The 19,646-nt window shown below is 47.6% G+C and carries 16 protein-coding genes, 1 tRNA gene and 1 riboswitch; of the genes, 7 read left to right on the top strand and 10 right to left on the bottom strand.

Translation table 11 applies throughout. From position 1 onward, the window contains the following. Positions 1-142: 142 nt before the first annotated feature. Positions 143-2,068, bottom strand: coding sequence for an ATP-binding cassette domain-containing protein (locus DESAL_RS04010; RefSeq protein WP_015850688.1), 1,926 nt, complete (start codon positions 2,066-2,068; stop codon positions 143-145). Positions 2,069-2,340: 272 nt separating this feature from the next. Between DESAL_RS04010 and DESAL_RS04015 the strand changes: the two genes are divergently transcribed. After that, positions 2,341-2,742, top strand: a complete 402-nt coding sequence (locus tag DESAL_RS04015) for an Hpt domain-containing protein (protein ID WP_015850689.1) — start codon at positions 2,341-2,343, stop codon at positions 2,740-2,742. Positions 2,743-2,828: 86 nt separating this feature from the next. Here DESAL_RS04015 and DESAL_RS04020 read toward each other — a convergent pair whose 3' ends face one another. Next, positions 2,829-3,269 (bottom strand): flavodoxin, encoded by a 441-nt coding sequence (locus DESAL_RS04020; RefSeq protein ID WP_015850690.1) that lies wholly within the window; start codon positions 3,267-3,269, stop codon positions 2,829-2,831. A 560-nt stretch (positions 3,270-3,829) separates the two neighbouring features. On the opposite strand from DESAL_RS04020, the gene DESAL_RS04025 reads away from it, so the two are divergent. The 3 genes from DESAL_RS04025 to metC all read left to right on the top strand — a co-directional run bounded on the left by DESAL_RS04025 (position 3,830) and on the right by metC (position 7,361). Continuing rightward, positions 3,830-4,921 carry a bifunctional 3-deoxy-7-phosphoheptulonate synthase/chorismate mutase type II gene (locus DESAL_RS04025; protein WP_015850691.1) on the top strand — a complete coding sequence of 364 codons (1,092 nt, stop codon included), beginning with the start codon at positions 3,830-3,832 and terminating at the stop codon, positions 4,919-4,921. After that, on the top strand, positions 4,921-6,009 hold the full coding sequence (gene aroB / locus DESAL_RS04030) for a 3-dehydroquinate synthase (RefSeq protein ID WP_015850692.1): 1,089 nt from the start codon (positions 4,921-4,923) through the stop codon (positions 6,007-6,009). The genes DESAL_RS04025 and aroB overlap by 1 nt, the downstream gene beginning before the upstream one ends. A gap of 191 nt (positions 6,010-6,200) precedes the next feature. After that, positions 6,201-7,361: a cystathionine beta-lyase gene (gene metC, locus DESAL_RS04035; protein ID WP_015850693.1), complete on the top strand. Its 1,161-nt coding sequence runs from the start codon at positions 6,201-6,203 to the stop codon at positions 7,359-7,361. A gap of 18 nt (positions 7,362-7,379) precedes the next feature. On the opposite strand, the gene DESAL_RS04040 is transcribed toward metC, so the two are convergent. Genes DESAL_RS04040 through DESAL_RS04050 form a run of 3 tightly spaced genes read right to left on the bottom strand, consistent with a single transcriptional unit; the run spans position 7,380 to position 10,649 of the window. Next, the gene (locus tag DESAL_RS04040) at positions 7,380-9,242 is read right to left on the bottom strand and encodes an ArnT family glycosyltransferase (RefSeq protein ID WP_015850694.1); all 1,863 of its coding nucleotides are present in this window, start codon (positions 9,240-9,242) and stop codon (positions 7,380-7,382) included. Positions 9,243-9,245: 3 nt separating this feature from the next. Continuing rightward, entirely contained in the window at positions 9,246-10,241 is a 996-nt protein-coding gene (locus DESAL_RS04045) for a glycosyltransferase family protein (protein WP_041721639.1), read from the bottom strand. A 60-nt stretch (positions 10,242-10,301) separates the two neighbouring features. Beyond that, positions 10,302-10,649, bottom strand: a complete 348-nt coding sequence (locus DESAL_RS04050; protein ID WP_015850696.1) for a PilZ domain-containing protein — start codon at positions 10,647-10,649, stop codon at positions 10,302-10,304. A gap of 283 nt (positions 10,650-10,932) precedes the next feature. Here DESAL_RS04050 and DESAL_RS04055 point away from each other — a divergent pair, with 283 nt between their 5' ends. The 3 genes from DESAL_RS04055 to DESAL_RS04065 all read left to right on the top strand — a co-directional run bounded on the left by DESAL_RS04055 (position 10,933) and on the right by DESAL_RS04065 (position 15,136). Beyond that, positions 10,933-11,505 (top strand): DUF4136 domain-containing protein, encoded by a 573-nt coding sequence (locus tag DESAL_RS04055; protein ID WP_015850697.1) that lies wholly within the window; start codon positions 10,933-10,935, stop codon positions 11,503-11,505. Between the two features lie 138 nt (positions 11,506-11,643). After that, positions 11,644-11,838, top strand: a riboswitch (cobalamin riboswitch). 76 nt (positions 11,839-11,914) lie between these two features. Further along, the gene (gene metE, locus DESAL_RS04060; protein WP_015850698.1) at positions 11,915-14,188 is read left to right on the top strand and encodes a 5-methyltetrahydropteroyltriglutamate--homocysteine S-methyltransferase; all 2,274 of its coding nucleotides are present in this window, start codon (positions 11,915-11,917) and stop codon (positions 14,186-14,188) included. A gap of 66 nt (positions 14,189-14,254) precedes the next feature. Then, complete coding sequence (locus DESAL_RS04065) at positions 14,255-15,136, top strand: methylenetetrahydrofolate reductase (RefSeq protein WP_015850699.1); 882 nt, start codon at positions 14,255-14,257, stop codon at positions 15,134-15,136. Between the two features lie 62 nt (positions 15,137-15,198). Here DESAL_RS04065 and DESAL_RS04070 read toward each other — a convergent pair whose 3' ends face one another. The 5 genes from DESAL_RS04070 to DESAL_RS04090 form a co-directional block, all read right to left on the bottom strand. Further along, a complete protein-coding gene (locus tag DESAL_RS04070) occupies positions 15,199-15,861 on the bottom strand; it encodes a hypothetical protein (protein WP_015850700.1) in 663 nt (220 codons plus the stop codon). Between the two features lie 120 nt (positions 15,862-15,981). Then, complete coding sequence (locus DESAL_RS04075) at positions 15,982-16,839, bottom strand: ABC transporter permease (RefSeq protein ID WP_015850701.1); 858 nt, start codon at positions 16,837-16,839, stop codon at positions 15,982-15,984. A gap of 23 nt (positions 16,840-16,862) precedes the next feature. Then, positions 16,863-17,873: an ABC transporter substrate-binding protein gene (locus tag DESAL_RS04080; protein WP_015850702.1), complete on the bottom strand. Its 1,011-nt coding sequence runs from the start codon at positions 17,871-17,873 to the stop codon at positions 16,863-16,865. Between the two features lie 22 nt (positions 17,874-17,895). Further along, positions 17,896-19,092, bottom strand: a complete 1,197-nt coding sequence (locus tag DESAL_RS04085) for a quaternary amine ABC transporter ATP-binding protein (protein WP_015850703.1) — start codon at positions 19,090-19,092, stop codon at positions 17,896-17,898. Between the two features lie 359 nt (positions 19,093-19,451). Further along, a tRNA-Leu gene (locus DESAL_RS04090) sits at positions 19,452-19,538 on the bottom strand. Positions 19,539-19,646 lie beyond the last annotated feature (108 nt).

The following is a 19,646-nucleotide window of genomic DNA, read 5'->3' on the forward strand; positions in this document are numbered from 1 at the left end:
CAAGTTTTGAAGCTATGGAGGGCTAGGTTTGGAAGTGAGCCTTGTGATCTATTTGTGAAGCTTATTAAAAAGTTTTGAGGGGATGGGGTCTGGGGAAGGGGGACTTTTTCAAAAGTCTCCCTTCCCCAGACCCCAGAGGCATTTAAATCTGTCCTGTTCTTTTTCTGTATTCTTCTAACTTTTCTTCCACTTCTTCCCAGCGCATGAAGGTGGTTTCGTGCTCAGCTTCGAGGTTTTCGAGCTTGGCTTGTGCGGCGGCCATTTCTTCACCGGACTTTTTGTAGAATTCCGGGTCGGCCATGAGATTCTGCATTTCTTCGATTGCCCCTTCCAGCTCTTCGATTTTACCGGGAAGTTCGGTGATTTCAACTTCAAGGGCTTCGAATTCTCGCTGTTCCTTGTAGCTGAGCTTTTCCGGACGCGCGTCCGGTGTTTTCTTCGGCTTGGACTTGGGAGCCTTGGGTTTAACATCCTCTTCAGGCTGCTGACGCTGGCGTACCCAGTCATCATAACCGCCTACGTAATCGTTAACCTGCGCATTGCCTTCAAAGGCGAGGGTTCCGCTGACCACGTTGTTCAGGAATGCACGGTCGTGGCTGACGATAATTACTGTGCCGGGATATTCCATGATCCGGTCCTCGAGCAGTTCAAGGGTCTCGGCATCAAGATCGTTTGTAGGTTCGTCCATTACCAGCAGGTTGGAAGGGCGGGTGAACAAACGGGCTAAAAGAAGACGGTTGCGTTCCCCGCCGGAAAGCACGCTTACCGGGGAGTTGGCACGATCCGGTGAGAACAGAAAATCCTTGAGATAACCCATGACATGCTTGTTGCGGCCATTGATGGTTACGGTATCGTTGCCGTCAGCAACGGAGTCGCGCACGGATTTCTCCGGGTCGAGCTGTTCGCGATGCTGGTCAAAGTAGGAAATTTCGAGCTTGGTACCAAGCTTCACACTACCGGAATCAGGCTTGAGATTGCCCAGCAGAACTTGGATCAGGGTTGTTTTACCCGCACCGTTGGGTCCGATAATCCCGACCCTGTCTCCACGCATGATGGTAGTGGAAAGATTCTTAAAGATCGGGTTGCCGTCCCATGCATAGGATGCGTTTACTGTTTCAGCCACAACCTTACCTGATCGTGCTGCTTCCTGAATTTCGATGGTAGCTTTTCCGGTTCGTTCACGGCGCTGCTTGCGTTCATCGCGCAGCTTTTTCAGCGCACGCACACGGCCTTCGTTACGGGTGCGGCGGGCTTTGATGCCCTGTCTGATCCATACTTCTTCGCGGGCAAGTTTTTTATCGAATTCGGACCAGTTCTTTTCTTCGGCATCAAGCAGTTCTTCCTTGCGCTTAAGGAAGGTGTCGTAATCACATGACCAGTCTGCAAGGTTGCCGCGGTCCAGTTCAATGATTCGGGTGGCGATCTTGCGCAGGAACATGCGGTCGTGAGTGATGAAGATCAGGGTGCGGATGTTCTTGACCAGAAATTCTTCAAGCCATGCGATTGAATCAATATCAAGATGGTTGGTAGGTTCGTCCAGAAGCAGTACGTCCGGTTTGGAAGCCAGTGCCCGGGCCAGCAGTGCGCGTCTTTTCAAACCGCCGGAAAGAGTCTCAAAGCGCATTTCAGCACTGAGTGACAGGCGGGAGATGACCATTTCAATTGTGGTCAGCGCTTCCCATCCGCCGTGTTTTTCCATGATTTCTTCCACTTCGGAAAGCTTGCAAACATCCCCGCCATTGGCAACTTCAAGGCTGACTGTATGGTAGCGGGTCAGGGCATCTCCAAGTTCACCGAGTCCCCCGGCAACCACTTCGAAGATAGAACCTTTCAGTACTTCGGGAACTTTCTGGGAAAGTCGGGCAACACTGACCCCTTTCTGATAAGAGATGTTTCCGCCGTCAGGAACGAGGTCTCCACTCATGAGCCGGAGCAGGGTGGATTTACCTTCCCCGTTACGACCTACAATACAGATTCGTTGACCTTCTTCCACTTGAAAAGAAACTTTATCCAGCAACTGGGGGCCGCCGAAGGTCATGGAAACATCATTTACACTCATCAAAGCCATTAGTTTAACTCCGCACTATACTTGATTAAAAATATAATATAATTAAAGATATGTATTATTAATTTCATTAGTATTCCAAACTTGAGGGCGGCAGTGTAGAATTTTGCCGCCAAAAAGGGAAGTCCGTTCCTAGGTCCTTAAATGTAGTGCTTTGAGTTACAATCTGTTGACGAAAGCTTTCGCTTAGGGCAGATAACCCATAACGTAGCTCCTGCGGAGTTTTTTTATTTTGATTTTCAACCCCTGCTTTAAAAGCGGGCGGGATATATAATATGAGTACCGGCGATAGATTACTGGACATCTTTCAAGATGAGACACTGGAACGGCTTGATAATATTGAGACCGGGCTTTTGCAGTTGGAAAACAGCCCTTCAGACCTTACCCCGGAATTGATCAACTCAATTTTCCGTGATGCGCATTCTATTAAGGCAGGATCAAATCTACTAAAACTTACAGTTATTGAGGAACTATCCCATAAGCTTGAGAATGTTTTGGAAATGATCCGTTCTGAAGGTCTGATCCCAACAGAGCTTATCATTACCGCCTCATTGGAGTCAGTGGATAAATTACGCTCCCTGACCGAAGATGTGCTCAACAGCAATACAAAAAGTATCCGCTTGCAGAAAACCATGCTTGAGGTTTCAGTGCAACGGGCACTGGCTGGTGAAAGCTAGCTCGAACGTGCACAAATAAAATTTTAAGCCCCCGTACTGAATTCAGTGCGGGGGCTTCTTCGTAAGGATACCTGAGCTGTATTAATTTAAATTTTGTCCGCTATTCCTGAACCCCAGCTTACAATCTCATCGCGTTCCGGGTCGCCATCGATCTTGAGGCTGTCACCTATGACGACGGCCCCCATTTTTTCGAGTTTTTCTTCGATGGCATCTACTGCACCGCAAAAATAAGTGTAATCGGAGTCACCGCATCCGAAGACAGATACTTTCTTGCCCTTCAGGTCTGCGTTTTCGAGGGAATCGTAGAGGGGGATGAAGTCGTCCTGCAATTCAATTTCTTCTTCGCCCCAGGTAGAGCAGCCGAATAGCACGATGTCGTATCCGTTGCCGAGATCGGCAACACTGACATCAGTAACATTTTTAAGTTCCACATCAATTTCTTTGTTTTCAAACGCTTCAGCCACGTATTCGGCGGCTGTTTCAGTATTTCCGGTAGTAGAGCCGTAAACGATCAGTGATTTGGACATAGTGTCCTCCTTATAAATCTGTAATCGGTTTGATAACGTTGTGTTAGTTTGTAGTGAGAGTGAAATTCAAAGTCAATATCAATTTATAAAAATATTAAGAAAATGTGAAAATGTCAGCCAATCGGTAATTGAGTGTTTACGCCGCGCCTGAGTGGTGTTATGCACTCCTTAAGACTGACCGATATATCGCGGCTCGGCCCGCGCCATTAAATGGTCTGGCCAGTGCAGCGTTCTCAAAATGTTAGTTTTGAGAGAAATAAAATTTTATTGTTATCGTTAAATTCTTATGTGTGAATTTAACGTGCGCTGAGCCTGCTTTATCGGGTTCTGCCTCCCCGGCAGGATGTAAGGTCCAACTTCATTTTAAATTGATATTGATTGCGTGAGATTGACACAATCTTTCGTGTTCGGTTCTTTCCTTTTTATCCCGGCCGATTTTTCCTGCTGTTTTCTGCATAGTCTGTTATATTCAGATTTCATCTTTGCAGTATTTTTCTATCTAGCGCCATCAAACCGGCCCGGACTTCTTTTCAACTTCAAATATTATGGAGGTCACTACCATGAGTGTACAACTTGATGTAACCGGTTTGGATTCCTGGGGTTTCAATAACGACGGTCCGTTGATCATTGCTGGTCCCTGCAGCGCGGAATCCCGCGAACAGCTGCTTGAAACTGCCCGTGGTATTAAGGACAAAGGCGTGCATATACTGCGCGCTGGTATCTGGAAGCCTCGTACTCGTCCCGGCTGTTTTGAAGGTATGGGCGAGGAGGGCCTCAAATGGCTGGTTGAAGCCAAAGAGGAAACCGGACTGCCTATTTCCTGCGAAACTGCTACTCCTGAGCACGTTGAGCTTTGCCTCAAGTACGGTGTAGACATGATTTGGGTCGGCGCCAGAACCACTGTTAACCCTTTTGCGGTGCAGGCTTTAGCTGACTCTCTCAAGGGAACCGACATTCCCGTACTGGTTAAAAACCCCATCAACCCTGATGTGGAACTCTGGCTCGGTGCTCTTGAGCGTATCAACAAAGCCGGTGTTACTAAGCTCGGTGCTATCCATCGCGGTTTTTCCTCCGCCCGTCCCAGTGAATACCGCAATGCGCCCAACTGGAGAATTTTTATTGAACTGCGCCGACGCACTGACGGCATGCCTATTATCTGTGACCCCAGCCATCTTTGCGGTAAGCGTGAACTTATTCCCGCAGTGGCTCAGAAGTCTCTTGATCTCCTTTTCGATGGTCTCATGATCGAATCTCACATTAATCCTGATGTGGCTCTTAGTGACAGCAAGCAGCAGTTTACTCCTGAAGATCTCGGCAAAGTGCTGGACGCCCTTGAAGTAAAGTACTCTGTTGCAGAAGACAAAGAATTTGCTTTGCAGATGGAAAGCAAACGTGCCCGTCTTGAAGAAATTGACGATTCCATTGTTGAGCTTCTTGCCGAGCGTATGGCTCTGGGCCGCAAGATCGGTAAAATGAAATGTGAGCGCGGTATTGCTCTCTTGCAGCCTGACCAGTGGAAGAAAACCGTTGAAAAGCGCACCCGCGAAGGTGTTGCACGCGGTATGGATGAGCACTTCATGCTCCGCATTTTCCAGTACATCCATGAAGAATCTCTGCGTCAGCAGGAATGCGTGCTGGTCGGGGAAGAATAATGCCCAAGGTCAATGTTGAACTGCGTGGAGAGTTCGATAATTCCTATGAGATCAGCGTGGACTACTCTGTAATGGATGAAGTGGTCGCAGATCTCAAGGCGAGGAAATACGGACATACTCCAGTAGTTATCTGCGATGAAAATACTCGTGAGCTTTTCGGTCATGCCTTGGTCGAAAAGCTCGCTCTTGCAGATGTTGATCCGCTGCTGCTCACTGTTCCCGCCGGAGAAAACAGCAAGTCCCTTGATGTTTTTGGGTCTCTGCTCGAAGCCATGCTCGAAGCCGGGATCACTCGTCAGGATGTTGTGGTAGCCCTTGGCGGCGGAGTGGTCGGTGATTTGTCCGGTTATGTTGCTGGAAGTTACATGCGCGGCATTAATTTCGTGCAGGTGCCTACAACTCTGCTTTCACAGGTGGATTCCTCTGTGGGCGGCAAAGTTGCGGTGAACATCAAGCATTGGAAGAATTATTGCGGCATGTTCTATCAGCCAAAGCGGGTATACACCAATATCTCAGCTCTTGAATCCCTGCCTGAAAGGGAAATTCTCAGCGGGCTGGGCGAAGTGGTTAAGACTGCTTTCATTGCCGACCGTGAGCTGGTTGATTACCTTGCAGCAAATGCGGACAAAGTCCGTTCCCTTGATCGCGAGGTAATGGCCAAGGTCGTGTCTCGTTGCTGCGAGATCAAGGCTGATGTTGTTATCCGTGACGAGAAGGAGGGCGGTGTTCGTCGCATCCTTAACTACGGTCACACCGTAGGTCATGCCATTGAAACATTCGCCGGATATAAGATCTCACACGGTGAGTGCGTTGCATGGGGCATGCGCATTGTCGCTCGGGCCTGCCATAAGGCCGGGATGCTCAGCGCTGAGGACCTAGCGTTGCATGAAGAACTCATGGACAAACTCGGCCTTGCCACCGGAAAGCTCGACATTCAGTCAGCCAAGATCATGGAACTCATGAAGAAGGATAAGAAGGTCAAGCAGGGACAGGTTGTGATTGTCGGTCTTGATAGACTGGGTAATGCTGTTGTGCGTGAGGACTTTCCGCTTGAATTGATTGAAGCTGAACTTGATAAGATGGCTTAAGAATGCCTCCGGCGGCCCTTCGGGGGCCAAAGAAACTTTTTGAAAAAAGTTTCTCTGGACTCTTCAAAAACTTCTATTAAGCTTCGCTCTTTGGTTTAAGAGGCTGTTAAAGAATAATATATTTGCGGGGAACTGGTTGTTTTTCCAGTTTCCCGCTTTATATTTGGGGCTAGAAACAACAAGGAGTTCCCATGAAAAATATTTCCACCAAGCTGATCAATTCGGGCAAAGATGAGGCACTGAAAACTATAAATACTATTAATCCGCCTCTGCATCGCGCATCTACTGTGCTGTTTGATTCTTACGCTGATATGCTCAAGGCGAATAAGGGTGAATTCGAGGGTGTTGAGTATGGCACCTGCGGCATGGCTGCGCAGAAAGCTTTCGAAGCTGCCATGGTTGAACTTGAAGGTGCGCACGGCTGTAAAACTTTTCAGTCCGGCATCGCCGCTATTGCTATGGTGCTCATGGCCTACACAAAGCAGGGTGACCATATCCTGATTTGCGATAACGTCTACGGACCTACCCGACATTTCTGCGATGGTTTCCTTTCCAAGTACGGCGTTGAAGCTGAGTATCTGCCCTCTGATGCCGGGGCCGGGGTAGCCGAATATATCCGCGAGAATACTACTCTGCTTTTCATGGAATCTCCCGGTTCGAATACCCTTGAGATTCAGGATGTACCTGCTATCACCGAAATCTGCCGTGAAAAGGGTGTCGTTTCGGTTATCGATAATACTTGGGCCACTCCTTTATATTTTAATCCATTTGAGCATGGAGTGGACGTTTCTATCCAATCCTGCACCAAATACATCACCGGTCACTCCGATATTCTGCTCGGTTCGGTTTCTACTAACGAGCAAAGCTGGGCTGCTTTCGCAAAATGTTGCGGTCTTTTTGAAGTCTTTGCTGCTCAGGAAGATTGCTATCAGGCTTTGCGCGGGCTGCGGACCTTGAAAGTTCGTCTCAAGGCACATGAAGAAGCTGCCCTTGAGATCGCAAAATGGCTGGAAGGTCATGAAATGGTGGAATCCGTCATTCATCCGGCTCTTGAAAGCCATCCGCAGCATGATCTTTGGAAACGGTACTTCAAAGGTTCAAGCGGACTGTTCGCATTTACGCTCAAGAATAAATATGAAGATATCGATCATTCCCCGTTTGTGGATAACCTTGAGCTTTTCGGCCTTGGTTACAGCTGGGGAGGATATAAGAGTCTGATCACCGGTGGTAAATTCAGGCGCACCAACCATTTCGGTTACGAGGGCAAAACAATCTTCCGCTTGAATATCGGGCTGGAAGATGTGGAAGACCTCAAGGCTGATCTGGCGCAGGGGCTAGATCGTTTAAAATAAAGAACTGAGTCCCTCTACCTAGTTATTTTTCAGAGTAATTAGGTAGAGGATTTCATTTTTCCATTCATGACCAAGGCCTTTTACAGCAACAAATTCTGTTTTAGATTTGAATGTATTGAGTGACGGTAATGATCTATAAAGCAGACTGACTTCAATGTTGTTAAGGATCAGTGCAGTTTTCTCAAATTTGTTTGTGTTGAGAAAACCATAAAGCGGGGTTTGAATATTCCCATTTTTTTCTGTTCTGAGAATGCTGGATGCAGAAGCCGGATCCTTTAGTATTCTGGTGAAATGATGTGTCTGAAAGGGCAGAGTCGTCAGATAGCTTTTGCCTTTCCGGTTAATTGTATTGTGCAGGAAAAAGTGCAACTCAGGGTGAATCCGCAAGGATCTTCTGGAAGCTATAAATATGTAATTGTCTTGAGTGGCGATTGATTTGTCTATCGTATCTGCCATATTTTTAGCTAACAGGGTGTCTGGCTTAAGTTGGCCATTGGTATCAACGTCCGGTGTGGCATTGAAATAGAACGGATAAAACAGCAGCATGCCTCCAAATGCTATTGCGAGGAATTTTGCCGGTTTTTTATATAGTTTCAGCCCGGCCAGACCTAGGGTCAGTGATAGGGCAAAAGCCGCAATAGCAAAAGGAACGGCCTGTGTTTGGAAATCGCTGATCTGTGCATTGCGCCAAAGGTTCACAGAGATTTTACCGCTGTAGAGCACTATCGCTCCGATTGCGGTGGGGATAAGAGCCACCAGAACAGTGCAGACTGAAAACATTTTTTTGAAAAGTCCTTCCCGCTTGGCAGTAAGTATCCAGTCTACTGCTATTATTGAGAGAATTGGCATTAGCGGTAGAAAATAGCGGTGTGCTCTGAGCCTGAAGACAAACATATTCAGCAGCAGGTAGAATAGCCCGCTCCAGAGCAGATAACTTGTATCCCCGTTCCGGTCTTCCTTGTTGCGTAAAAGGAAATATACTGCGCACAGTCCGAAAATTCCCAGTGGGAAGAAAACTATGCCTGCATCATAAAGATAAAAGCCGATGCTCTGTAGGTGATGAAGCAGGACAGGGGTTTTGTATGTCGTGTTCTGCGAAACATCATTGAGCATGCCGGACAGGTAATCCATACCGGATGAACTGGCTGCGGCGAGCCAGAGTATGAACGGCAGACAGGCCGTTAGTCCCAGCAGAATAGGTGCGGCTTCTTTTTTGAGAGTCTCCGGTATAGCTCGGTAGAATGGTATTTCCCTGCGGGATTTATTCCTGAATGTTTCCGCCATTAAATATCCGGCCAGTGGAGGCAGGGCGAAAGGTCCTTTGCTTAGGACTCCAAGAGCTAAGGCAACACTAGCTCCGGAAAGATTAAATAGCCCGCGTTGGCCCTGTAATCGGCGCAAATAGAAAAAACTGCTCCACGTAACAGCTGCTGTATAGATTATATCTGCCTTCAGCAGCATTCCTTCGATTTTAAACGGCGGGGCAACTGCCAGCAGTAAGCCTGCAAACAAGCCGCATTTTTCACCGCCAAGTCTTCTGCCTATCAGGTACGTGGCGGCTACAGCCATAACAGAACCCAGCATTGCCGGAATCCGGGCAATGAATAGCTGGGTTCCCGTGCTGAAACCGGTGCCGAATAAATCAATCACAGCTGCCGTCAACCAGTAAGGCAGGGGCGGCTTTTGCATTCGGGGCAAACCGCCGAACATTGGGTGCAGCCAATCTCCGCTGCGGACCATTTCCATGGCGGCAGTGATATATTTGGGTTCATCAATGTCAAAGAAAAAAGGGCGCCACTCTCCTATGCAGGCAAAGCAGAAGGCGAAAATTATCAGACATGTAAAAGCAAGCGGCTGCTGAAATGTAGATTTTGAATCCATTAGTTAATTCTTTGCTGCTTCCAGATAAATCTTCTGAAATTCGGGTATACCCACTTCCTCGGCCCAGTGCAGGTAGAGCGATTTGAGGAAATTACGGCGCAACTGGGGTGCTGCGGCGATACGGTTACTAATAGCCGTTTCAACATCCATCTCAGTAATTACGTTGTGCAGGGTTTGTGCCCTGTGGATGATGCGGTGTGAGCTTTCGATCAATTCATTGCCATTCCTAGCAAGTCGTTCCCGTAATTCTTCGTCAGTCATCAGAAGATTAAATTTTTCAAGAAGGTCTTCAACGTTGTTGGGTTCATAGGTCAGCAGATGAACTCCATCTTCAAAAATATCAAAGAATCCGTTTTCGATTTTGGGAGTCAGCAGACATGCGCCGCAGGCTAGTGCTTCAAAGACCCGGAAGTTGAGGTCGCCGCGTTCTGCAATGTTGAGCACTATTTTTGCTTTGGGAAAAAGTTTGCTGAAATCTCCTTTGGTAATGTGCAGTCCGGGCACATGTTCAGCTACTTTATCGAGAAAAATTTTTCTTTCCGGCGTCAATTCCGCACTTACATTACCTACAAATAGCAGGTCCCATTCTTTCTCTGTTTCGGATGGAACATGGTAGTCCATAACAATAGGCGGAAACCAGAGCAGGCGTGAGTCCTTCAATCTTGGGGTGAAACGGTCCAAGTGGTCTTTCAGGCTGACCAGACAGATATCGAACCCTTGCGCATAAAAAGGATACCAGCTGTGAATGTGGGTATCGATACAGTGAAAAATGGTCAGGCAGGGATAGTTTTCCACCCCGGCCAGCGGCGGGGCAATGGACCGGTCGGCATAAACCACGGCAAAGGGTTCTGTTCCGGTTTTTTCAAGGATGTCCTGCCATGTGAATACCTGTTGCCCCCGGATTGGAATATGGACTGTCTTGTAGCCCAGTTCATCCATTCCGGTCCGGAAAAAGGTATTACCGATCCATGCAATTATTTGGGGTTCTTGCTTACTCACAAGCCGAAAGTAGCAATTTATTCTGTTCTTTGAAAGAGGGGGAAATCAGCAATAGGCGGTTTATTTGAGCATGTTGAACAATGAAGGTTCATCGAGGTCGAGGGATGGGGTGAATTCTACTCCGAAGACTGTGTTATCCTGCCAAACAGTTACGGCTTTCTGGCTGCTGAGAAATCCAATTCTGTCGTTGAAAATACAGCCGCGAATGAAGAGCTCGTCATCCAGTTTTATTTTGTCGGAATCATTTTTCGAATTAATTTTGAATTTCATTCCCTTCTTAGAAATATTGAGGATAGTGATATCGAAATCCCCACCGGAAGTTGCAGCAACGTCACATTGCCGGAAGAAGCTGTTGATGGAGTTCAGCTCAATCCTTGCGTGCTTTCGTCTATCTGATAATGTGTTCATATTCACCTCTTGTGCGGGGGATGCTAAATTTTTAATAACTGCAAGTGAATTATTTTTTTTGTATGGCGGTTTTGAGATGTATTAGGCCTTTTAATCAGCATCCGGGGTTGCTTTTGCGATTAACATTTACAATTCAGAACTATTTTCCCCATTGAAATTGTTTTTACTCTTGGCTAAAGCCGTTAAAAAAGTTAAATGGTTATGCTATAGGAAAGTGTAATAATGCTTTTAATGCGGCCTGAATTTAAGGGGAGGCCGTAACTAATAAAGTCAGGAGAATAAGGTGAGGAAGTTACTCGTTGTTTTTGCATTGATCGGAATGATGCTTTCCGGGTGCGTATACGTAAATATGGATGTTGAGAATAAACCTGTTCCGGGTGCTGATTTCAATGGTTTGAAGACTTTTGCTTTTAAGCAGAAAAGTGACTCAAAGAAGGATCTGGAAGCTATTCTGCTTAATACTGCCAAACTGGAGCTTGAAGCAAAAGGGTTCAGCTATGATCCTGAATCACCGGACTTCATGGTTGTGGTTAATTTCGGTTCCAAGGCTTTCATGGAGCGGGGCGTAACTTACAAACGTGAGACTTACGAGTACGATTACATCAGTAAAACCAATACCGACATCGGGGTGGTTAAAACAGCTGATGCTCCTCGTGTAGACAACACTGTCCGCATCTACCTGATGACTCCCGAGAATGAAGGAATGAAAACTTACCTCTGGCGCGGTATGGCTACAAGTCAGGATCGTGAAGGTCTCGATATTGTAGGTAGATGTCTGGTTAAGGGTGCATTCTCTCAGTTCCCTGCTGCCAGTGGAAAGTTTCGCGAAAAATTAAATGTTAGAGATTGCGAATAGCATAAATCAATAGCACAGATTTTATCCAAGGCCCCCGGAGTTTTTTCGGGGGCCTTTTTGTTTGACTCAACAAAATCTTGTAGCAACCCTTGACTTTGGGGGGGAAGAATGTCATTTCTTCATCACTATATAACAATATTTTTATATATTGAATTTGATTTGTATGCGCCCGCAGGAAACGGAAGACGGTGAGAATCCGTCGCAGGCGCGCTGCTGTAACCGGGTAAATCAAGAAGGATATGGTGTCGGCCCACTGTTGGAAAAACGGGAAGGAGCGGCACTGTGCGTCGAACAGGCCCGGAAGCCAGAAGACGTCCTGCAGGAGCAAGTGTCGGACCTCGCGAACAGGTCTGAAAAGAGGGACAGTAGTCCCGCCGCTAAGCGGACACTTTTAATATGGAGAACTGCAATGCTGACGCACACACTAGGCTACCCAAGAATGGGCAGCAATCGCGAGCTTAAACGAAAGCTTGAATCCTACTGGAGAGGTGAAGCCGGGGCGGATGACCTAGCTTTGACCGCTAGAAAACTCCGTGAAGAGCACTGGGAAAACCAGAAGCAGGCCGGAGTTGATTTGCTGCCGGTGGGGGATTTCTCTTACTACGACCATATGCTTGATAATGCTGTAAGATTCGGCGTTATCCCTGCCAGATACAATGCGGAAGGCGCTAAAGCTTCCCTTGATGATTATTTTAGGATGGCACGTGGCGAAGCTGGAGAAAACGGCGTGGCCGCCATGGAAATGACTAAATGGTTTGATACCAACTACCATTACATAGTGCCGGAATTCAGTAAGGATCAGGATTTTTTTCTTGCGGACGAAACCCTTCTTGGACAGGTGGAAGAAGCATCTCAGCTGGGACATAGAGTAAAGGCTGTTCTGCCCGGACCGCTGACTTTCCTGCTGCTGGGCAAATGCTCAGATCAGGAATTCGATCGCCTGGACCTGCTGGAAAAGCTTTTGCCTGCCTATGCGAAACTCATTGAGAAGCTTTCCGCTAAATGCGAATGGATTCAGTTTGATGAGCCTGTTTTGGCTCTTGATCTTGAAGAGTCTACACGCAAACTTTTCAATCCTGTTTATCGCACCCTCAAAGAAGTTGTATCAGATACAAAAATTTTGGTCGCTGCTTACTTCGGCGGTCTTGGAAGCAACCTTGAAACGGCAGCATCTCTGCCTGTTGATGGTTTGCATGTGGACCTTGTGCGTGGAGCGCAGGATCTTGAGCCACTGTTAGCTAATATATCAGATAACTTGAGCCTTTCCCTCGGCGTAGTAGACGGCAGAAATATCTGGCGCGCTGATCTTGAACGGGCTGTGGCTGCGGTTAAGTCCGCACATGTCATACTTGGCAAGGAACGTGTGCTGGTGGCTCCATCCTGCTCACTTCTGCATGTTCCCTTTGATCTTGATCTGGAAACAAAGCTGGACCCCGATATCAAATCATGGATGGCTTTTGCCCGCCAGAAATGTGCTGAAATCAGGATTATTGCAGATGCTGTAGAAGGGAAGGATGTAGAAGCTGTTCTTGCTGAGAATCGCAGGGTTCTAGAATCCCGCAAGATTAGTCCTAGAGTGCACAATCCAGAGGTTGCCCTGCGGCTGGCAGCGCTTCAGCCTGAAGATTACCGCCGTAATTCAGTTTATGAAAAACGTGCTGAAATTCAGCGAGATCTTGGCTTGCCCGCTCTGCCTACTACCACCATCGGTTCATTTCCTCAGACACCGGAAGTGCGGTCCACCAGAAGCGGTTTCAAGAACGGGCGTATTGAACGTGCTGAATATGAAAGATTTATGCGCGAATACATTGAGGATTGCATCCGCCATCAGGAGGACGTCGGTCTTGATGTGCTGGTTCATGGTGAACCGGAACGTAACGACATGGTTGAGTATTTTGGGGAAAATTTTGACGGATACTGCTTCACTTCGAACGGTTGGGTTCAGAGTTACGGTTCCCGTTGCGTAAAGCCTCCGGTTATTTTCGGGGACGTTTCCCGTCCCGCTCCCATAACTGTGGAATGGATCAATTATGCCCGTTCTCTTTCTGATCGTGAGGTCAAGGGTATGCTTACCGGTCCGGTCACCATCCTTTGCTGGAGTTTCGTTCGTGATGACCAGCCGCGCAGTGAAACCTGCCGTCAGATAGCACTGGCAGTACGTGACGAAGTCGCAGACCTTGAAAAGAGCGGGGTCAAAGTCATTCAGATTGATGAACCTGCCCTGCGAGAAGGTCTGCCCCTGCGTAAGGGGGAGCAGCCGGAATATCTGAGATGGGCCGAAGAGTGCTTTCGTCTTTCCGCATCCTGCGTGGAGGATTCAACCCAGATTCACACCCACATGTGCTACTGCGAATTCGATGAAATCATCGATTCTATTGCAGCCCTTGATGCTGACGTTATCAGCATTGAGGCCAGCCGCAGCCGCATGGAACTTTTAGGAAGCTTTAAACGGTTCAGCTATCCCAATGAAGTTGGTCCCGGTGTTTATGACATTCATAGCCCTGCCATTCCAGCGGCCGATGATATGGCTCAGCTGCTTGAAAAAGCATTGGAAGTCATCCCCGCAGAACGGCTCTGGGTAAACCCGGATTGCGGACTCAAGACCCGCAAATGGGATGAAGTTGTCCCGGCGCTTAAAAATATGGTTCAGGCGGCGGAAATTGTTCGCCGCAAGATTCAGTAACAACAATAAATTTCCCGGACCGTGTCTGCGGTCCGGGAATCAAGAAGATAAAAATGGAGAATTAAAATGCAGGTGGCACAGAATATCAATGAAGCTGGACAGTTTTTTTCTTTTGAATTTTTTCCTCCCAAGGATAAATCCACATGGCCCGTATTTATGGAAAGGGCCGCAAGACTGGCCGCACTCAAACCTCTTTTTGCTTCAGTCACATACGGAGCAGGGGGGACCAGCCATGATAACTCTCTTGAGATATGCTCCCTGCTTAAAAAAGATATGGGTATTGATATTCTTGCCCATTTGACCTGTGTCGGTGCCAGTGAACAGTCCATTGACGAGTTTGTCTCCCGTCTGTGTGAAACCGGGGTTTCGGATATTCTGGCTCTCGGCGGTGACGGGGTTAAGGATGCAAATGGTGAAGGACAGAGCCGTTTCTTTCATGCTTCTGACCTTGTGGAATATGTTGATGATAAATTTTCTGAAGTTGGGATTGCTGTTGCCGGCTATCCGGGAGGTCATCCTGAATCTCCATCCATTGCCAAGGATATTGAAATCCATAACTCCAAGTTGTCCAAGGGAGCGGATTTCACCATGACCCAGCTTTTCTTCGATAACAGGCTTTACTTCGATTACGTGGACAGGCTGGCAGAACTTGGCAGTACAGCTCCGGTGATTCCCGGTGTTCTGCCCATCCAGTCTTTAAGTTCTTTGCGCCGGATTATGTCTCTTTGCGGCGCAGGCATTCCCGGTGATCTTTATTGCGGTGTGGAAAAGGCTTTTGAAAAGGGCGGTGATGAAGCGGTCATGGAATTCGGTTTTGACTTCGCCCGTAAACAGATCTCAGACTTGTTGGATAGAGGGGCGCCGGGTGTTCATATTTATAGTCTGAACCGTGCAGCAATGTGCGAGAGATTGATTACTGACCTTAAAGGTGACGGATATTTTAATTAAACACCTTCCTCCCCTGCTTGGAAGCCCTGTGCGACTAACTCCCGCACAGGGCTTCTTTGTTTTTAGAGAAATCCCTTGAATGCATCGGCGATCTGGGCGGCTGTTTTTACCCGCGCCGGACCGTTTTCAATGATGAAGGGTAGAATTTTATCGGAATAGTTTCCCAACCCGGAAAGCAGGGTTTCGCTGAGGCCCTTAGAGGAAGGGGAGGCGATAAAGTCTTTGATCTCTGTGTAGAGGGTTTTGGCTTCGCTTACGGAATTGTTGCCGGATGTGTAGGCGGTGGAGGCATGATCGTATACTTGCTTAGCCTTATCAAAGCTGCCGGGAGTAGTGATTATTTTGGTAAGTTTGGAGGTCAGGGAAGAGTCTGTTGTTCCGGCATCCATGCTTTCGGAAAATCCTACCAGCTTGGCAAGTCTGGTGAAGGTGGAGCCGGAGTTGATGTCGCCGAGCTGTGAAGTCAGGGCCGCGCCTTCATCAGGATTAATCAGGCTCATGGTCACGGTCTGGGCATCCACAAGGTTTTCTGTGGAATCGTAGAAACCGCTGTAGACGCTCTTTGCCCGGTCAAGCAGGCTAGCACCTTCTGCTGCGCTTTTTGCTGTTTCAGCGGAAGAAGACAGATCGTTCAGGCTGAATGCCAACACAGTAGAGGCCTGAAAAAGCATACATGCAACGGCCAACAGGGAAACAGTTATCATACGGGAACGGTAATTTTTCATTTTTATTTCTCCATGTTCATTTGGTTTAGGTCTGCAGTATACTTTATTGTTGGGATATTTCCATTAGAAAAGCCGCAACTTCTTCAGAAGTTGCGGCTTTTTTTTGTAAACTTATTGGAGTTACTGGGCGTCATGAGTATTGCGGACTGCCATGGCGTGGGTCAGGCGGTCAATGATGATCGCCAGAAATACGATGGAAAGTCCGGCCTCAAAGCCCATGCCGATATCAATGCGGTTGATTGCTACCAGTACTTCCATACCCAGCCCTTTAGCTCCGATCATGGAGGCTACAACAACCATTGCCAGTGCCATCATGGTGGTCTGGTTGATGCCGACAACTATGGTCGGCCTTGCCAAAGGCAGCTGCACCTTGAACAAAGTCTGCATGGGAGTCGCACCAAAGGCCCGGGCCGCTTCGATTACGTCCTTGGGAACCTCGCGGATACCTACATTGGTGAGGCGGATAATCGGAGGCATTGAGTAAATGATCGTTGCGAAAAGCGCTGGAACCTTTCCAAGGCCGAAGAGCATCATTACCGGGATAAGGTAAACAAAGCTCGGCATAGTCTGCATGGCATCGAGAATCGGTTTGATGATGGTTTCCACGCGGTCACTTCTTGCCATCCAGATTCCGACGGGAATCCCTACTAAAAGTGATATGGCAACCGCACCGGTGACCAGTGCCAGAGTCATCATGGTCAGCTTCCAGTATCCGAAGCAACCGATGACAAAAAGCATGGCTGACATGCCCAGTCCTCTTTTCCAACTGCCGAGCAGCCACCATCCGACTGCGCCGACACCGATTATCATTACAAACCACGGGATCATGAGGAAGAATTGCTGCAAAGCAATAAGCATTTGCAAAAGAACATGGCCCAGAGCATCAAAAAAAGATCCCCAGTTATCCATGACCCATGTCATAGCTGTGTTTACCCAGTCAGCCAGTGGTATTTCCAGAGTCTTTGGAAATTTATACATTATTAAAATCCAGTTGTTGTGTTTTAATTCAGTGCGGCCTTGATCTTGGCAGCTCTATCAGCGGAAACCCACTTGGTCCAAACGTCTTCCTTGGTTTTCAGGAACCACTCAGCAACCTCTTCAAGGCTCGCATTCTCATTTTTCATGTATGCGAGACACTCGTTGGTCATGGCCATGGTTGTTTCGTATTTTTTGAACATTTCAATAATTTCAGGAGCACGTTCCATCAAGGATTTGCCGACGATGATGTTAACATCGGAGTTGGGGTACAGGCAGAGTCTGGTATCATTCCATACTTTGGGATCATAAGGGGCTTCTTCAAGGAAAGTCATGTCGATCATGCCCATTACCCAAGTGGGGCCCCAGTAATAACCAACCCAGCCTTTACCGCGTTTGTAAGCGGAAACCATGGAGCCGGCCAGTGCGGCATCTGAACCGGGGGCGAGAAAGTTAAAATTATCATCCAGGCCGTAGTTTTTAAGCTTTTGCTCTGTTTTTTGGGTGGCGGTCCATCCGGTAACGCCGGAATATATGAGCCCCATGGAAGGATCTTCGGGATCTTTGAAATATTCAGGGTACTTGGCGAGGTCGGCAACGGTTTTGAGATCCGGTGTCATGGGCTTGATGCCGCGCTTAGGGTCACCCTTGATCATGTATGTGGGAACCATCAGTCCTTCACGGGCATCCTTGAAGTTCGGGCCAAGGTCAAAAAGTGTTCCGGCCTTGATGCCTTTATCGTAAAGGTGCTGGGAGTTTGATGTCCATGATTCCATGTCTACGTCCATGTCGTCACGCATGATTGCTTCATATGCAATAGCGGTTCCGGCCGGTATGTATTCAACTTCAGTGCCGTATCCATGCTCAATGATGAATCCGGCAATGCGGTTATGGATCTGGATGCTGTCCCAGTTGAGGTCGGCGAAGATGACCGGCTTGTCAGCTGCCTGTGCAGAATTAACGGGCATAATGCTTATGATTGCAGCAAAAACAAAGCCTGCAACCCAAAGCATTGCGTGTGATTTAATTGTATTCATAACTAAAAATCCTCCAAAAATATTAAATTGACGGGTCCGGTCCATATTCAGCCACAGCAGCAATCAGGTTGCCGCTGACCACAACGCCGATGAACTCATTGTTGGTGTCTATTACGGCAAGGGGCCAATCGGATTCGGACATCATGGGATATAATTCAAGTGCGGGGGTCTCAGCGGAGACACTGCGGGCAGGTTTAATTATATCTTCAAGTTTCTTATCACCGCTTTCGACTGCTTTGGCTGCATCGGCGGCATGGACAATGCCGAGCAGGTTGTCGTCGGCATTAAGTGCAAATATGGAAGAAATGCTGTTCTTGCGCATCTTACGCAGGGCCGCACGCGGTCCGTCAGCGGCAACGTAAACAACAGCTTCCGCTTTTTTCATGACATTTTCAGCGGTGAGCACCTTTGTGGCGTCCACGTCTTCTACAAAACGTCTGACATAGTCGTTGGCGGGTTCTGTGAGGATTTCTTCAGGGGTGCCGGTCTGGACGATTATGCCGTCCTTCATGAGTACAATACGGTCACCCAACTTCAGGGCTTCATCGAGGTCATGGCTGATGAATATGATTGTTTTGTGCATCCGCTTTTGCAGCTTGATCAATTCATCCTGCATGTCGCGGCGGATGAGCGGGTCGAGAGCGGAGAATGCTTCGTCCATGAGCAGTATGTCCGGGTCAAGGGCGAGGGCTCTTGCGAGTCCTACTCTCTGCTGCATACCGCCGGATAATTGTGAGGGGTAACTGTTTCCCCAGCCATCAAGACCGACCTGAGCCAGCATTGCTTCGGAAACTTTCCGTTTCTCGTCAGCCGGTTTGCCCATCAGGTCCAGACCGAATTCCACATTTTCATAAATTGTTTTGTGGGGGAGCAGGGCAAAGTTCTGGAAGACCATGCCAAGTTTTTTTTGACTTAATTTCCGCATTTCCGGTGCATCAAGTGTTGTAATGTCTACACCGTCCACAAGAATTCTGCCGTCTGTCGGTTCGATGAGGCGGTTTATGCAGCGCACCAGTGTTGACTTACCGCTGCCGGAAAGTCCCATGATAACGAGGAGTTCTCCTTCATTGGCAGAAAAGGAAGCCTGATTGACTCCTACGCTGAGCCCCGTTTGATTAAAAATTGTTTCTTTATCCAGTCCTTCGCGGACTAATTTTAAACCCTTCTGTGGATTTGTTCCGAAGATTTTTGTGACGTTCTCAACAACTAATTTTTTCATTTAATAACGATGCCCGTAGGCCTTGTTTGAATTTACAAAGAAGGCAAAAGGGTAACATAAGGAAAGTATATGTCAAATTAGCTTAAGATAGTATTGCTAATGTATTTTGTGATGTTGTTTTTACTGTTTTTAAAGTTGTATCTGTTTGTGGTATAGTTGTGTTTGCTGATGAATAAAAAAATAAAAAATACAACATGATTTTGGCTGTATTGTCTAAGAGTAACATTATGAATGTACTGTTTCTGCTTTGAAAAATGCAGTTTGAGTAGAAAAATAAAGAAAGGCGTGCGTTTTGCGTAAGGAAGGGCTTAAAAACGAAAAAAGCCGCAACTTTCGTTGCGGCTTTCTTTGTTTACGAGTGGTGCCGAAGAGAAGACTCGAACTTCCACGGAGAAACCTCCACTAGACCCTGAACCTAGCGTGTCTACCAATTCCACCACTTCGGCACTCGGTAGAGAAGTGTTTATTGATTTCGACCTGCTTTGGCAAGAACTTTTTTTGTTAAATTGTAAATAAATTGTAAAAAAGCTGCTCTCGATAAAAAAGTGTCACTC

The organism is Maridesulfovibrio salexigens DSM 2638 (assembly GCF_000023445.1).
In the GTDB taxonomy this organism is placed as follows: Bacteria; Desulfobacterota; Desulfovibrionia; order Desulfovibrionales; family Desulfovibrionaceae; genus Maridesulfovibrio; species Maridesulfovibrio salexigens.

What these genes read in the sequence shown, in the direction of transcription:
- DESAL_RS04010 (WP_015850688.1), bottom strand. Translation starts at nt 2,068, where the DNA reads ATGGCTTTGATGAGTGTAAATGATGTTTCCATGACCTTCGGCGGCCCC.
- DESAL_RS04015 (WP_015850689.1), top strand. Translation starts at nt 2,341, where the DNA reads ATGAGTACCGGCGATAGATTACTGGACATCTTTCAAGATGAGACACTG.
- DESAL_RS04020 (WP_015850690.1), bottom strand. Translation starts at nt 3,269, where the DNA reads ATGTCCAAATCACTGATCGTTTACGGCTCTACTACCGGAAATACTGAA.
- DESAL_RS04025 (WP_015850691.1), top strand. Translation starts at nt 3,830, where the DNA reads ATGAGTGTACAACTTGATGTAACCGGTTTGGATTCCTGGGGTTTCAAT.
- aroB (WP_015850692.1), top strand. Translation starts at nt 4,921, where the DNA reads ATGCCCAAGGTCAATGTTGAACTGCGTGGAGAGTTCGATAATTCCTAT.
- metC (WP_015850693.1), top strand. Translation starts at nt 6,201, where the DNA reads ATGAAAAATATTTCCACCAAGCTGATCAATTCGGGCAAAGATGAGGCA.
- DESAL_RS04040 (WP_015850694.1), bottom strand. Translation starts at nt 9,242, where the DNA reads ATGGATTCAAAATCTACATTTCAGCAGCCGCTTGCTTTTACATGTCTG.
- DESAL_RS04050 (WP_015850696.1), bottom strand. Translation starts at nt 10,649, where the DNA reads ATGAACACATTATCAGATAGACGAAAGCACGCAAGGATTGAGCTGAAC.
- metE (WP_015850698.1), top strand. Translation starts at nt 11,915, where the DNA reads ATGCTGACGCACACACTAGGCTACCCAAGAATGGGCAGCAATCGCGAG.
- DESAL_RS04065 (WP_015850699.1), top strand. Translation starts at nt 14,255, where the DNA reads ATGCAGGTGGCACAGAATATCAATGAAGCTGGACAGTTTTTTTCTTTT.
- DESAL_RS04070 (WP_015850700.1), bottom strand. Translation starts at nt 15,861, where the DNA reads ATGAAAAATTACCGTTCCCGTATGATAACTGTTTCCCTGTTGGCCGTT.
- DESAL_RS04075 (WP_015850701.1), bottom strand. Translation starts at nt 16,839, where the DNA reads ATGTATAAATTTCCAAAGACTCTGGAAATACCACTGGCTGACTGGGTA.
- DESAL_RS04080 (WP_015850702.1), bottom strand. Translation starts at nt 17,873, where the DNA reads ATGAATACAATTAAATCACACGCAATGCTTTGGGTTGCAGGCTTTGTT.
- DESAL_RS04085 (WP_015850703.1), bottom strand. Translation starts at nt 19,092, where the DNA reads ATGAAAAAATTAGTTGTTGAGAACGTCACAAAAATCTTCGGAACAAAT.